The sequence below is a fragment of the Shewanella sp. 38A_GOM-205m genome, from assembly GCF_000518445.1.
Classification (GTDB): domain Bacteria; phylum Pseudomonadota; class Gammaproteobacteria; order Enterobacterales; family Shewanellaceae; genus Shewanella; species Shewanella algae.
Genome location: NZ_JADP01000036.1, coordinates 15,149 through 28,956 on the forward strand (window position 1 = coordinate 15,149; position 13,808 = coordinate 28,956).

A 13,808-nucleotide genomic window follows, 5' to 3' on the forward strand; every position below is an offset into this window, starting at 1 on the left:
TCAGGGCTTATATTCATGCTATTGCCAACAAAAAATAATAAGCCCATGAAATATCCATTCCTGTTTGCCAGTGCTATCTCTCTGATTTCAATGCCGAGTTTGGCCGAGTCAGATCCTGTCAGTATGTTTATTCAAGGTTTCAATGAGCAAAAGATTGAGCTGATGTTGGCGCAAACCACGGAAGACGTGACTTGGTTTAATGTCAGCATCGCCAAGGTCGATCTGCAGGCTTCCGGGCATTCGGAATTGGGTGCGGCTATGACCGACTATTTTCAAACTTTGCCAGGGGCCAAGGCCAGTATTCTTGGCTCGCTGAGCTCGGGTAACTATGTCAGCACCCTGGAAAAGGTCAGCTGGCAGCAGGATGGCGAGCAAAATAGCCAATGTAATATGGGCGTTTATACCTTGAGGGGCGATAAGATTGCCGCCGTCTGGTATTACCCGGCGCAGGAGTGTGATATTCCCGAAGCGGAAATCGGCTTACCCCGAGGCGATCAGCCTTGGCAGCAAAATTAATTCAGCCAACCCAAGAAAGCTTTCACGTGCAAAAGAAATATATTATTGCCCTGGATCAGGGCACTACCAGCTCACGGGCGATTATTTTCGATCAACAGGCCAATATCGTGGCCGTCTCCCAGCGAGAGTTCAGTCAGCACTACCCGCAACCCGGCTGGGTCGAGCATGATCCCATGGAAATCTGGGCATCCCAGAGTTCGACACTGATAGAGGTCATCGCCCGCGCCGGGATCCACAGTGACGAAGTAGCGGCCATCGGCATTACCAATCAGCGGGAAACCACTGTCATCTGGGATAAGCTCACAGGTAAGCCAGTTGCCAATGCCATTGTTTGGCAGTGCCGGCGCAGCAAGGAGATCTGTGAGCAGCTCAAGGCCGAGGGGCTGGAGGACTATGTCCGCGACAATACAGGTTTGTTACTGGATCCCTATTTTTCAGCCACCAAGATTAAGTGGCTGCTGGATAATGTCGAGGGTGCCCGCGAGCGGGCCGAAAGAGGCGAGTTGCTCTTTGGTACTATCGACAGCTGGCTGGTATGGAAGCTGACCGAGGGCAAGGTGCATGTGACCGACCCCACCAATGCGTCGCGCACCATGCTCTACAACATCCACAAACAATGCTGGGATCAGACCCTGTTACAGGCGCTGGACATCCCAGCTTCGTTGTTGCCCGAGGTCAAGCCGTCGATGGCTGTCTATGGCACAACCCGGATTGCCGGTGAGGGCAGTGAAATTCTCATCGCCGGCATGGCCGGGGATCAGCAGGCGGCGCTGTTCGGCCAGCTGTGCGTTGAACCCGGCATGGCCAAGAATACCTATGGCACAGGCTGCTTTTTGCTGATGAACACTGGTGACAAGGCGGTGCGCTCAGAGCATGGGTTGCTGACAACCGTGGCTGTAGGCCCCAAGGGCGAGGTGCAATACGCGCTGGAAGGCTCGGTATTTATGGGCGGCGCGACCATACAGTGGCTGAGGGACGAATTGGGGCTTATTCGTGATGCCCAGGACACAGAGTACTTTGCCTCCAAGGTAGAAGATACCAATGGGGTTTATCTGGTGCCGGCATTTGTCGGGCTAGGAGCCCCTTATTGGGATGCCAACGCCCGCGGCTCTTTGCAAGGATTGACCCGCGGCGTAAACCGCAACCACATCATACGTGCGGCGCTGGAATCCATCGCCTATCAGAGCCGGGATCTGCTGGATGCCATGAGTAAAGACAGCGCGGTTGCACTCAAGCAGCTGAGGGTGGATGGCGGCGCCGTGAGTAATGACTTCCTGATGCAGTTCCAGGCCGATATCACAGATACTCAGGTACTGCGGCCTGCCTTGACCGAAACTACCGCCATGGGAGCGGCATTTTTGGCCGGTCTTGCCTGTGGTTTCTGGGACTCGGTGGAAGATCTTTCTCACCGGAGCGATGTTGAACGTTGCTTCGAGCCGGCCATGGATGAAGGACGGCGGGAGCTTTATTACCGCGGTTGGCAGAAGGCAGTGGACCGTTGTCGCCACTGGCATGAAACCGACGAACTGTGATGTGCCGGGTGGTTTCTTGTCGGCTGTTATTGTCTCCCATTGAATAGTGACTCAAAATAGTGCCCCAAAGACACCAAAGTGAGCCCGCCATGACAGTGACGACCGAAGCCGAATATCTGGCGCAATACAATATCCATGATTATCCGCTGCCGTTGACCAGTGTCGACAGCGTGCTGCTCTGTGTGCGAGAAGGGGAATTGTGTGTGCTCTTGGTCAAGCGTTCCGGGTTTCCCTGCAAAGGGATGTGGGCATTGCCGGGAGGCTTTATCGATCTGCAGCAGGATGAGGATATCGATGCTTCGGCCAAGCGCAAACTTAAGCAAAAGACCGGCATAGTGCCACCCTACCTGGAGCAGTTACAGAGTATAGGTAATGGCCGCCGGGATCCCAGAGGCTGGTCGGTCACCATCAGCTATTATGCGCTGATGCCTCATCTTGAGCCCGTCATGGAAGGGTCTGAAGAGAGCCGCTGGTTCAGCTTGCAGTCGCTGCCCGAACACTTGGCCTTTGATCACGCCGATATCATAGCCTTGGCACAGGAGCGCTTACGCCAAAAGGCGCTATACAGCCTGGTGGCGGCTTTTGCCCTGCCGGAATTGTTTACCCTGGCCGAGTTGCAGCGAGTGCATGAAGCCATTCTGGGTAAGCCACTGCAGAAGAAATCTTTCCGGCGGCGAATCGAGCAGGCCGGCGTGCTCGCCCCCTGTGGAGAGGGCCGGGTCGAAGTCGGTCGCCCACCCCAGCTCTACCGGGTATTGCCTGAAGCTGCCGATTATCGCTTTGTACGCAACCTGGAAGCTTGAAACTCCATTAGAGCTTCTTTGGTTTACGACTATCTTATTCATTGTTTTAAATCTTCTTTTTAGATAAGTGTCCTTTTGACTCAAAATAAGCTTGACCACTCCAGCTCGTTGCTTTAGATTAAGTGTCACTAAGACACTTAATGGTGAGCGATATGGATATCAGTATTGAGCTAGTAAACAAAGATGCAACCCGACAGGCTTTGACTGTTGAGCAATGGCAGTTTGCCGGTGGTGAGCAGCATGTGCGTCTGGCGGGTTTTGATGGACAACAGGTACAGAGCGCGATTATCTACGCCAGGTTGCAGAGCAGTGATGCCATCATGCAGCTGCTGCTGATCAAAGATGCTTTGGACCGCGCCGCCCCCGGCATTCAGGTTTCACTGCAACTTCCCTATTTCCCCTATGCCCGCCAAGACAGGGTTTGCGTCGCCGGTGAGGCCTTTTCCGCCGCCGTGATGGCGGGGTTGCTGCGAAATGCCGGCTTCAGCCAGATCCGCTGCTGGGATCTGCACTCGGTGGTCAGTGAGCAACTGCTGGAGGCCGAGCAGGTACATCAGGCGCAGCTGGTTTGTCAGTTTGCGCAGCTGAAGCAGTGGCTGCAAACCCACCAGGCGGCACTGCTTGCGCCGGACAAGGGCGCCAGCCACAAGATAGCCAAGGTTGCCGATGCGCTGAGTGCCGCCGGGATTGAGGCCGAAGTGTTTCAGGCCAGTAAACGCCGGGATCCGGCGACGGGCGCCATATTGGCATCCGAGTTGGACGCCGATGTCGCTGGCCGCAGTCTGCTGATCCTGGATGATATTTGTGACGGTGGCAGAACCTTTATCGAGCTGGCGCGGCTTTTGAAACAAAAAGGCGCCGCCCGAGTGGGACTCTATGTGACCCATGGCCTGTTTTCCCGCGGAATCGAACCGCTGGAAGGTTTGATTGATGCCGTGTTTACCACAGATTCGCTGCGCCCATTGCATCCGTTTGAGTCGCAAATTGTCGAGCTGCACACCTTGAAACTGTTTGAATAAAAGGAGTTTATTATGAGTATCATCGCCCCCTCAATGCAGAAGGATGTCTACAAAGAGTTTCATGGTCGCGCCTATCATCCTCAGGTGACCGAGGTGTATGCCAACTTCACTTCCCGCAGCGGTCGCAATGCCAACATAATGGACAATGACAAAGTCGCCTTTATTGGACTGCAGTATTTTATCAAGAGCTATTTGATGGAGGAGTGGGACAGCTTCTTTAGTCAGCCCAAGGCGCAGGCCGTGGCCGCCCATAAGCGCATACTCAGTGCCATGCTGGGGTACAGTGTCGATGTCTCTTACCTGGAAAAACTCCACGACCTTGGGTATTTACCGCTGAGGATCAAGGCGCTGGAAGAGGGTACTCTGGTGCCTTATCTGGTGCCGCCGTTGACCATAGTCAACACCCATCCGGATTTCCCCTGGTTGACCAACATGATAGAAACCGTGCTCAGTTGTGAAAACTGGCCGATACAAACCAGTGCCACCACGGCCGTAGCTTACCTGCGCACCTTTAAAGAGTTCGCCGATAAGACAGGCCTGCCCGCCGAGATGGTAGCGTTTCAGGGGCATGACTTCAGTTTTCGCGGCATGTTCGGTAAGCAGGCCGCTGCCATGAGTGGTTTTGGCCATTTGGCCAGCGGCTTTGTTGGAACCGACACCATTCCGGCAGTGCTGTTTGCCGAGAAGTACTATGGTGCCGATGTCGATAAGGAGTTGGTCGGCGCTTCAGTGGATGCCACCGAGCACTCGGTGACCTGTTCCTGGATCCTCGAAGGGGAGGTCGCCTTCTTCCGTTATCTGATGCAGACCCAGTCTCCCAAGGGGATCCTCAGTGTGGTGTCCGATACCTGGGATTTCTGGACTCTGGTGACGCAATACTTACCTGAACTCAAGCAGGAGATCCTTGAGCGTGACGGCACCCTGGTGATCCGTCCCGACTCCGGCGATCCTGTGACCATTCTCAGCGGTTATAAGCTGGCACCTGAATCACTTATCCGCGAATGTGGCCTGGATGAAGCCTTGCAAAAGGCGGCCGATAACGGTTATGAGGCGATAAGTTGGCATGGTGAGTTTATCGGTCTGCAGCGCCAAACCCTGATGGCCTGCGAGGTGAAGGGGCTTATCGAGTGCCTGTGGGACATTTTTGGTGGCACCTTGACCGACAAGGGTTACAAGTTATTGGATAACCATGTGGGTGCCATTTATGGTGATGCCATCACGCTCGAGCGCCAACGACAAATACTGCAGCGTTTGATGGATAAAGGTTTTGCTTCCAAAGTCGTGCTGGGGATTGGCTCATACAGCTATCAATATATCACCCGAGATACCCATGGCTCGGCAGTCAAGGCGACCCACGTGATAAAAGACGGCAAGCCGCTGGCGATTTTCAAGGCACCCAAGACAGATAGCCAAAAGCGTTCCGCCAAGGGGCTACTGCAAGTGGTTATGCAAGACGGGGAGCTGGTGCTGAGAGACGATGTTTCGGTGACTGAAGAAGCCCAGGGGCTGCTGCAAACCGTTTATGAGGATGGCAAACTGCTTAGCGAAACCAATCTGGCCGAGATACGTCAGCGGGTGGCGACGCAGCTGTGACGCCTTAACTCAATGACATTCACCGGCAGGGTCAGACATCGATATCTATGATCTGACCCTTGCCTTCTTCCTGCGCCCTGGACTCATCCCTTTCTTCATCTTCCTGGCGGCGGTTATGTTTACGCCGCTCGCGGGCAAAGCTTTTCTGCTCTTTGCGGCGATCAGCGACTTTTTCACGCTTGTCTATTTCGGGAGGCAGTTGCGATTGCGGGGCTTCGTGGCTGTCGGGCGCTATGGCGGAGCTGGTCTTGACCTGCTCCACTTCGCGTTTGGGCTGAAATACCGCCTTGACCGGGCGCGCCAACATGGCGTAAATGCTGTCCAATCCCATTAGAGTTCCCCGTGCCGGCGGCTTTTGCGCCGGTTAGATGCTTTAACTGTTAGCCTATTCTGTATCCTTTATCGGCCTGTTTAGCCTAAAAATTAGACTGAATTTATCCTTTGGGGTTCCGGCTGTATCAAAACAGCGCTGAAATCTTTGACTCAGGCTCTGAACACTATGTAGGAAAAGCCTGTCGCTCTGATATGGGCAAGAAATTTTAGTTAACCATGATTTAACATTTAACCCTCAGATACAGCTGTAAGCTTGGCATAGTGGTTTATCCTGGCCGAGTTTTGCCGCCACAGACGTTTGCACTGGATCGCACTCCTGAATGCCAGGATCCGGGAAACTTCTCCACAATCGTTTCTTTTCACTGTGAAAATCTCCCCTGTCAGTGTTGAAATTTTCCACTGCCAGGGGCGATAGCACCACTTTTTGCCACTTGGAATTCGGCTGTTCAAAAAATGTTGTGACACGCTGCTAACCCGCTTGGTGACTGGCTTTATTCGAGTTTGCATTGCTTGACAATCCTTGTTGACTATCCCTAAACTTAGCATCTGTGGGAATTTGTGGATATTTGTGGATCTATTAACTGAGCAAGGATGAAACCAAGTGTTTTCCGGCGCAAGTGCTTTGAATCTGGATGCCAAGGGGCGGATCGCTATGCCAACGCGATACCGCGAGCCTCTGCATGCCGATCATCAAGGCAAGCTGGTAATCACTGTGGATATCCAATCTCCCTGCCTGTTGATCTATCCGATAAACGAATGGAACAAAGTCGCCGACAAGCTGCTCGGTCTGTCTGATTTTCAACCACAGGAGCGGGCGATGAAGCGCCTGATGTTGGGCTATGCCCAGGAATGTGAATTGGATGCCAACGGCCGGGTTTTGCTGACTCCGCCGCTCAGGCAATACGCCTCTTTGGAAAAGAAGACCATGTTGGTCGGGCAGTTGAACAAATTCGAACTCTGGGATGAGCAGGTCTGGCAGCAGCAGCTGGCCGACAGCCTGGAGATGATTAAGAGCCAGGGATTGACCGCCAGTGAGCGGCTGGCAGATTTCTCACTCTGATGAGTGAGACCAGATTAAAGAAGAGAGTGATGAGCCAAAACTTTGCCCACCTGTCTGTCCTGCTTCAAGAAACGGTAGACGGGCTCAATATCCGCCCAGATGGCATCTATATCGACGGCACTTTCGGTCGAGGCGGACACTCACGTCAGATCCTTTCCCGCCTGGGTGAACAGGGGCGGTTGATTGCCATCGATAGAGACCCGGCGGCCATTGAAGCTGCCAAACAGTTTGCCGATGATCCGCGTTTCACCATAGTCCATGGCGGTTTTGGCCAGTTGGCCGACTATGTTGAGCAACTTGGGCTGGTGGGCAAGATAGACGGTGTCTTACTGGATCTCGGTGTGTCATCACCGCAACTGGACGATGCCGAGCGAGGCTTTAGTTTTCTGCGTGATGGCCCACTGGATATGCGAATGGATAACAGTCAGGGTGAAACGGCGGCTCAATGGCTCGCCAGGGCCGAGGTCGAAGATATGGCCTGGGTGTTCAAGACCTATGGTGAAGAGAAAAATGCCCGTCATATCGCCCGTTGTATCGCCGCCGACCGTGATGAGAAGCCGTTTTTGCGCACCAAAGATTTGGCCGGATTGATCGAAAGGATCACCAAACATAAAGAGCGCAACAAGCATCCGGCAACTCGAGTGTTTCAGGCGATTCGCATCTATATCAACAGCGAGCTGGATCAGATAGATCAAGCGCTGGAAGGGGCACTGCAAGTACTGGCGCCCAAGGGGCGGCTGTCGATCATCAGCTTCCACTCCCTGGAAGATCGCATGGTGAAGCGTTTTATCCGCCGTCACAGCAAAGGCGAGGAAGTGCCCTACGGCTTGCCGGTGACCGAGGCCGAGCTCAACCGCTCGCGGCAGCTGTTGCCCATAGGCAAGGCGATGAAACCGTCGGATGAAGAGATTGCCGTTAATGCCCGGGCCCGCAGTTCTGTACTCAGAATTGCCGAGCGTTTGCCTTACTGAGGTTGACGGTGAGTAAGTCGCAACTCAATCTGGCGCGCATAGTGCTGCAGGATCTTTGGCAGCACAAATGGATCCTCTTGCTGGGCATGCTGGTACTGGGTAATGCGGTTGCCGTGGTATATACCAGCCACATCAGCCGTACCCAAACCAGTGAGTTGGACAAGCTGTTACAGGAAAGGGATCGCCTGGACATTGAGTGGCGCAACCTGTTGCTGGAAGAACAGTCGCAGGCAGAGCACAGCCGGATAACCCGGATTGCAACCAAGGAATTGGACATGATAAGGCCCTTACCCAATGAAGAGGTGGTAGTGAGACTCCCATGAGAAAACAGGCTAAAAGGATTCAAAAGCCCCAACTGATCCACTGGCGACTGCAAGTGGTGGTGGCTTTTGTTTGCCTGTTGTTTGTCTCGCTTGTTGGACGTGCCGCCTACATCCAGGTGATAGAACCGGAAAAACTGCGTCATGAGAGTGATATGCGCACTCTGCGCACTACCTCCAACGAGGTGCAAAGGGGGCTTATCACGGACCGCAACGGCGAGATGCTGGCCGTCAGCGTGCCTGTGCGTGCCGTCTACGCCGACCCCAAGGTGGTTCACGACAAGGATGGCTTCAATGATATGCGCCGTTGGCGGGCGCTGGCCGATGTATTGCACGAGCCGCTGGATGAGTTGCTGGCAAGGGTGCAGTCCAACCCCAAGAAACGCTTTACCTACCTCAAGCGCCAGGTTACCCCGGCGGTAGCGCACTATATTGAACAACTGAAGCTACCCGGCATCTACCTCAAGTCTGAATCACGCCGTTACTATCCGGCCGGTGAGATCAGCGCTCAGTTGGTCGGGATCACCAATATCGATGATGTCGGCATCGAAGGCATTGAAAACACTTACAATAGCTGGCTGACCGGCACTCCCTCCAAACAGAAGGTGCGCAAGTCCCGTGACGGCCGGGTGGTTGAGCGGCTGGATATCATCCAGGAGGGCGAGAGCCCCAATGATCTGGTGCTCAGCATAGATCAGCGTATTCAACAGTTGGCTTACCGTGAACTCAAGCGTGCCACCGAAATGAACCAGGCAACATCCGGTTCTGTGGTGGTGCTGGATGTGCACACGGGTGAAGTGCTGGCGATGGTCAACACCCCCTCCTATAACCCCAACTCGCGGGAAAACCTGCAGAGCCACAGGATGCGTAATCGCGCCCTGACAGACACCTTCGAGCCGGGTTCGACAGTGAAACCCTTTGTGGTGGTGGCTGCGCTGGAAGCCGGAATCGTCAAGAGCGATGAGCTGATCCCGACATCACCCGGTTGGATGCGTATAGGTGGTCGACAGGTGCGGGATGCCCGCAACTATGGCGATATGTCGCTGGCGAAGATTTTGATCAAGTCCAGTAACGTGGGGATCAGTAAGTTGGCACTGGAAATGCCGGTGCAGCAGCTTCTGGGCACCTATCAGTCCATGGGGCTCGGCAACTATTCAGGGATCAACCTGACCGGCGAGAGTGCCGGTTTGGTGCAGGACAGACACAGATGGTCCGACTTTGAACGGGCGACTCTGTCCTTCGGCTATGGCCTGACCGCTACCCCGCTGCAATTGGCGCGTATGTACGCCACTCTGGGCAGCGGCGGCATGCTTTACCCGGTATCGATTCTTAAACTGAAGCAACCGCCGGAAGGCGCCCGGGTAATAGCCCCGGACGTGGCCCGCGATGTGATCAACATGCTGGTGGGCGTGACCGAGAAGGGCGGCACAGGTACTCGGGCGCACATTGAAGGCTATCCGGTTGCCGGTAAGTCGGGCACCAGTCGTAAGGCGATAGCCGGTGGCTATGGCGATGATTATGTTGCCCTGTTTGCCGGTGTCGCGCCGGCCAATAACCCCAGGCTCGCCATGGTCGTGGTGATCAACGAGCCCAAAGGGGACAGATATTACGGCGGCGTGGTGGCGGCACCTGTGTTTGGCAAGGTGATGTCCGGCGCGTTGCAGATGTTGAATGTGGAGCCTGTGAGTGATGATACTCGCGTGCAATTGGCTCAGGTACCTAGGAGAGCAGAATGATGTTATTGCGGGATCTGCTGGCTCCCTGGTTTCATTATTCCGGCGCGGAGGCGGTGGCCGAGCCCTGTCTCGACAGCCGGAAAGTGGTTGAAGGTGGCCTTTTCGTGGCCGTTCCCGGACATCAGGCCGATGGTCGGGAGTATGTTGCCGCCGCCTTCAACAGGGGAGCCGCGGCTGCCTTGCTGCATACGGACGATCCGGATGCCCACGGCAAGGTGGAGCGGGAGCAAGGCTTAACCATCTACTTTTTTCAACTGAGTCGGCAGCTATCGGCGCTGGCGGCCCAGTTCTATGGCATTCACGCGGTCAAGCCTCGCCTGGTGGGGATTACCGGCACCAATGGCAAGACTTCCGTCAGCCAGCTTATCGCCCAGTGGGTGTCTTTGCTCGGCGAAAAGGCCGGTGTTATGGGCACTTTGGGGAACGGTTTGCTGGGGGAGCTCCAGGAAGCGACCAATACTACCAGTGATGCCTTGGCCGTGATGGCCCAGCTCAAGGCTTTTGAGCAGATGGATGTCAGCGTCTGCGCCATGGAAGTGTCCAGCCACGGTTTGGTGCAGGGGCGGGTAGAAGCCGCGCCCTTTGAAGTGGCGGTGTTTACCAACCTGAGCCGGGATCATCTGGATTACCACCTGACCATGGAGGCTTATGCCGCCGCCAAATTGAGGCTGATGCGGTTTGCCTGTCTCAAACACGCGGTGATTAACCTGGATGACGCCACAGGGCAGGCCTGGTTCGAGGAACTGCCCAAGGCCAAGTTGCTCGGCTATAGCATTAAACAAGATCCCAGAGCGGCAGTTGTTGCTGTCAATCCTCAATATCACGCCAAGGGGGGGCGCGCCGAGATCCACTGGCCGGAAGGTAAAGGTGTGCTGGAGACCCCGCTGCTGGGCGAATTCAATCTCTCCAATCTGTTGGCGGCGTTGACGGCGCTCTATGCCATGGGTTATCCGCTGCAAAAGCTGCTGACGTTGTCACCGGCCCTTAAGCCCGTGCCCGGACGGATGGAGTGTTTCCCGTCGAATAAAGGTTTTTCGCTGGTGGTGGATTATGCCCACACCCCGGATGCGCTGGAGCAGGCGCTCAAGGCGCTGCGGCTGCATACCGACAACCGCCTCTGGTGTGTCTTTGGCTGCGGCGGCGATCGTGACAAGGGCAAGCGGCCGCTGATGGCCCGTGCTGCCGAGGCTTTTGCCGACCGCTTGATGGTAACCAGTGACAATACTCGCAGCGAAGAGCCGCAAACCATCATTGATGAAGTCATGGCCGGGCTGACTCGCCCCGAGGCGGCATTCTCCTGTGTCGATAGGGTGACAGCCATTAAACAGGTTTGCGCCCAGGCCGAGGCGGGAGATGTGATTTTATTGGCTGGTAAGGGGCATGAAACCTATCAGGAAGTTGCAGGAAGCCGTCATCACTACGATGAGCGGGCCTTGGCGCTGGAACTTAGCGGAGGCAAGGCATGATCCCTTTAACTCTGCAACAGATAGCCACGGCGCTAAATGCCAAGTTGATTCCAGCGACTGCCGCAGAGCAGTTGATTGAGAGTGTCAGCACAGATAGCCGCGATATAGGCACCAAAGGTTTGTTTATCGCCCTCAAGGGCGAGCGCTTCGACGCCCATGAGTTTGCGCCAACGGCGGTCAAAAATGGCGCCGCAGCGCTCCTGGTCAGCCGCGAGTTGGCACTCGATGTGCCGCAGCTGCTGGTGGCCGATCCTCACCAGGCTCTGGGGCAACTGGCGGCCATAGTACGCAGCCTGGTATCACCCAAGTGTGTTGCCTTGACCGGCTCCAACGGCAAGACCAGCGTCAAGGAGATGTTGGCGACCATATTGTCGCAACATGCCAAGGTGCTCTACACCGCCGGTAACTTCAACAACGACATAGGCGTGCCGCTGACAGCCTTGCGACTGGAGCCTGAACACGAATACGCGGTATTTGAGCTTGGTGCCAACCACAAGGGTGAAATTGATTACACCTCGGCCATAGTGCGCCCGGATGTTGCCCTGGTGAACAATGTTGCCAGCGCCCACCTCGAAGGGTTTGGCTCAGAGGCCGGTGTGGCGGCGGCCAAATCCGAGATTTTCAATCACTTGGCCCCGGACGGCTGCGCCATTATCAATGCCAATGACAGATACGCCGAGGTAATGCGTCAGGCTGCGTTAGGCTACCGTCAGTTAAGCTATGGCATTGACGCAGCAGCCGAGTTGACAGCCAAAGATTTACAGGCCGATGCCTCGGGGCGTTATCGCTGCACTCTTTGCTGGCAGCAACAGGAGTATCTGCTGGCGCTGCCGTTGGCCGGCCGACATCAGGTGGCCAATGCTCTGGCGGCAACTTCGGTTTGCCTGGCGCTGGGCCTGGATATGGCAAGCATTATCTCTGGCTTGCAACAGATGCAGCCGGTCAAGGGACGCATGCTGCCCACTGAGCTTGGGCGGGTGCAGCTGATCGACGATAGCTATAACGCCAATCCGGCCTCGGTCAAGGCTGCGATCAACTGGCTTCACGAAATTCACGGAAATCGCATTCTGGTACTGGGCGATTTGGGGGAATTAGGCGACAATGCCCCCCTTTTGCATCGCGAGCTGGGTGAGTATGCCCGGGAGGCCGGGATAGATGCCCTGTTTTGCTGCGGTCAATTAACCCAGAACACCAGCCAGGGGTTTGGTACGGAACATCTGGATACCCAAGGGCGTTTGGTGGAAAGTTTAATCAAATATATCAATCAGTTGTCAGGGAGTGTCACTGTATTGGTCAAGGGTTCACGCAGCATGCGTATGGAGCGTGTGGTCGAGGCCCTTAAATCAGCCTTCGGGCGTGGGGAGTTAGTGTAGATGCTGGTGTATCTGGCGGAGTATCTAACCCAGTTTTATACCGGGTTTAACGTGTTTTCCTATTTGACCTTCAGAGCCATTCTGGGGTTGTTAACCGCCCTCAGCTTCGCGCTCTGGTGGGGGCCCAAGTTGATTGAACGTTTGCAGCTTTTGCAGATAGGCCAGGTAGTGCGTAATGACGGCCCTGAGTCACATTTCAGTAAGCGTGGCACCCCAACAATGGGTGGATTGCTGGTGCTGGCGGGGATCTTTATCAGTGTCCTGCTGTGGGGCGATCTCGGTAACCGTTATGTCTGGGTGATGTTATTCGTTCTGGGCAGCTTTGGCCTCATCGGCTTCCTCGATGATTACCGCAAGGTGGTGCGCAAGGATCCCAAGGGCCTGGTAGCCCGTTGGAAGTACATTTTACAGTCGCTTGCAGCGATTGCTGTGGCCTTTTATCTCTACGCTACTGCATCTCTGCCGGGTGAAACCCAATTGGTGGTGCCTTTCTTCAAGGATGTGATGCCGCAGCTGGGGCTATTTTTTGTGGTACTGGTCTATTTCACCATAGTGGGTTCGAGCAATGCGGTTAACCTGACCGACGGCCTCGATGGCTTGGCGATTATGCCGACCGTTATGGTTGCGGCGGCGTTCGCGCTTATTGCTTACCTCTCCGGCCATGCGCAATTTGCCGGCTATCTGCATATTCCGCATCTGCCTGGCGCCGGTGAACTGGTGATTGTCTGCACCGCGATAGTCGGTGCCGGTCTTGGTTTCCTTTGGTTCAACACCTATCCGGCACAAGTGTTTATGGGCGACGTGGGCTCGTTGTCACTGGGCGCGGCGCTCGGCACCATGGCAGTGCTGGTACGCCAGGAAATCTTGCTGGTGATCATGGGCGGTGTATTCGTAATGGAGACTGTGTCAGTCATCCTTCAGGTTGGATCCTATAAGCTGCGTGGCCAACGGATTTTCCGTATGGCACCCATACACCACCACTATGAATTGAAAGGTTGGCCCGAGCCCAGAGTGATAGTGCGTTTCTGGATTATCTCTTTGTTCCTGGTTCTGCTGGGATTGGCCACCCTGAAGTTGAGGTAAACA

At 55.1% G+C, this 13,808-nt stretch carries 13 protein-coding genes; 12 read left to right on the plus strand and 1 reads right to left on the minus strand.

Annotated elements, in window-relative coordinates; translation table 11 throughout:
- Positions 1-45 precede the first annotated feature (45 nt).
- From N512_RS0117255 to N512_RS0117275, 5 genes are all read left to right on the plus strand, one after another.
- Positions 46-516 carry a nuclear transport factor 2 family protein gene (locus N512_RS0117255; protein ID WP_025010879.1) on the plus strand — a complete coding sequence of 157 codons (471 nt, stop codon included), beginning with the start codon at positions 46-48 and terminating at the stop codon, positions 514-516.
- A gap of 26 nt (positions 517-542) precedes the next feature.
- Positions 543-2,048: a glycerol kinase GlpK gene (gene glpK, locus N512_RS0117260; RefSeq protein WP_025010880.1), complete on the plus strand. Its 1,506-nt coding sequence runs from the start codon at positions 543-545 to the stop codon at positions 2,046-2,048.
- An 89-nt stretch (positions 2,049-2,137) separates the two neighbouring features.
- Positions 2,138-2,851 (plus strand): NUDIX hydrolase, encoded by a 714-nt coding sequence (locus N512_RS0117265; protein ID WP_037475415.1) that lies wholly within the window; start codon positions 2,138-2,140, stop codon positions 2,849-2,851.
- Positions 2,852-3,003: 152 nt separating this feature from the next.
- Positions 3,004-3,870 (plus strand): ribose-phosphate diphosphokinase, encoded by an 867-nt coding sequence (gene prs, locus N512_RS0117270; protein ID WP_197021469.1) that lies wholly within the window; start codon positions 3,004-3,006, stop codon positions 3,868-3,870.
- Positions 3,871-3,882: 12 nt separating this feature from the next.
- Positions 3,883-5,463 carry a nicotinate phosphoribosyltransferase gene (locus N512_RS0117275; RefSeq protein WP_028781121.1) on the plus strand — a complete coding sequence of 527 codons (1,581 nt, stop codon included), beginning with the start codon at positions 3,883-3,885 and terminating at the stop codon, positions 5,461-5,463.
- 31 nt (positions 5,464-5,494) lie between these two features.
- On the opposite strand, the gene N512_RS0117280 is transcribed toward N512_RS0117275, so the two are convergent.
- The gene (locus N512_RS0117280) at positions 5,495-5,794 is read right to left on the minus strand and encodes a hypothetical protein (RefSeq protein ID WP_028781122.1); all 300 of its coding nucleotides are present in this window, start codon (positions 5,792-5,794) and stop codon (positions 5,495-5,497) included.
- A 603-nt stretch (positions 5,795-6,397) separates the two neighbouring features.
- Between N512_RS0117280 and mraZ the strand changes: the two genes are divergently transcribed.
- The 7 genes from mraZ to mraY are packed head-to-tail and all read left to right on the plus strand — an operon-like array spanning position 6,398 to position 13,805.
- Complete coding sequence (mraZ, locus tag N512_RS0117285; RefSeq protein WP_025010885.1) at positions 6,398-6,856, plus strand: division/cell wall cluster transcriptional repressor MraZ; 459 nt, start codon at positions 6,398-6,400, stop codon at positions 6,854-6,856.
- A gap of 29 nt (positions 6,857-6,885) precedes the next feature.
- Positions 6,886-7,827, plus strand: a complete 942-nt coding sequence (gene rsmH / locus N512_RS0117290) for a 16S rRNA (cytosine(1402)-N(4))-methyltransferase RsmH (RefSeq protein ID WP_025010886.1) — start codon at positions 6,886-6,888, stop codon at positions 7,825-7,827.
- 8 nt (positions 7,828-7,835) lie between these two features.
- On the plus strand, positions 7,836-8,150 hold the full coding sequence (gene ftsL, locus N512_RS0117295; protein ID WP_025010887.1) for a cell division protein FtsL: 315 nt from the start codon (positions 7,836-7,838) through the stop codon (positions 8,148-8,150).
- Entirely contained in the window at positions 8,147-9,883 is a 1,737-nt protein-coding gene (locus N512_RS0117300) for a penicillin-binding transpeptidase domain-containing protein (RefSeq protein ID WP_028781123.1), read from the plus strand. Before ftsL ends, N512_RS0117300 begins: the two co-directional genes overlap by 4 nt.
- Positions 9,880-11,349: a UDP-N-acetylmuramoyl-L-alanyl-D-glutamate--2,6-diaminopimelate ligase gene (gene murE, locus N512_RS0117305; RefSeq protein WP_028781124.1), complete on the plus strand. Its 1,470-nt coding sequence runs from the start codon at positions 9,880-9,882 to the stop codon at positions 11,347-11,349. The genes N512_RS0117300 and murE overlap by 4 nt, the downstream gene beginning before the upstream one ends.
- Entirely contained in the window at positions 11,346-12,722 is a 1,377-nt protein-coding gene (locus N512_RS0117310) for a UDP-N-acetylmuramoyl-tripeptide--D-alanyl-D-alanine ligase (protein ID WP_025010890.1), read from the plus strand. The genes murE and N512_RS0117310 overlap by 4 nt, the downstream gene beginning before the upstream one ends.
- Positions 12,723-13,805 (plus strand): phospho-N-acetylmuramoyl-pentapeptide-transferase, encoded by a 1,083-nt coding sequence (mraY, locus tag N512_RS0117315; protein ID WP_028781125.1) that lies wholly within the window; start codon positions 12,723-12,725, stop codon positions 13,803-13,805.
- The last annotated feature ends 3 nt before the right edge of the window (positions 13,806-13,808 follow it).

Bases quoted from the DNA above. Each gene is read 5' to 3' on its own strand.
- N512_RS0117255 (WP_025010879.1), top strand. From the start codon at position 46: ATGAAATATCCATTCCTGTTTGCCAGTGCTATCTCTCTGATTTCAATG.
- N512_RS0117265 (WP_037475415.1), top strand. From the start codon at position 2,138: ATGACAGTGACGACCGAAGCCGAATATCTGGCGCAATACAATATCCAT.
- prs (WP_197021469.1), top strand. From the start codon at position 3,004: ATGGATATCAGTATTGAGCTAGTAAACAAAGATGCAACCCGACAGGCT.
- N512_RS0117275 (WP_028781121.1), top strand. From the start codon at position 3,883: ATGAGTATCATCGCCCCCTCAATGCAGAAGGATGTCTACAAAGAGTTT.
- N512_RS0117280 (WP_028781122.1), bottom strand. From the start codon at position 5,794: ATGGGATTGGACAGCATTTACGCCATGTTGGCGCGCCCGGTCAAGGCG.
- rsmH (WP_025010886.1), top strand. From the start codon at position 6,886: ATGAGCCAAAACTTTGCCCACCTGTCTGTCCTGCTTCAAGAAACGGTA.
- N512_RS0117300 (WP_028781123.1), top strand. From the start codon at position 8,147: ATGAGAAAACAGGCTAAAAGGATTCAAAAGCCCCAACTGATCCACTGG.
- murE (WP_028781124.1), top strand. From the start codon at position 9,880: ATGATGTTATTGCGGGATCTGCTGGCTCCCTGGTTTCATTATTCCGGC.
- N512_RS0117310 (WP_025010890.1), top strand. From the start codon at position 11,346: ATGATCCCTTTAACTCTGCAACAGATAGCCACGGCGCTAAATGCCAAG.
- mraY (WP_028781125.1), top strand. From the start codon at position 12,723: ATGCTGGTGTATCTGGCGGAGTATCTAACCCAGTTTTATACCGGGTTT.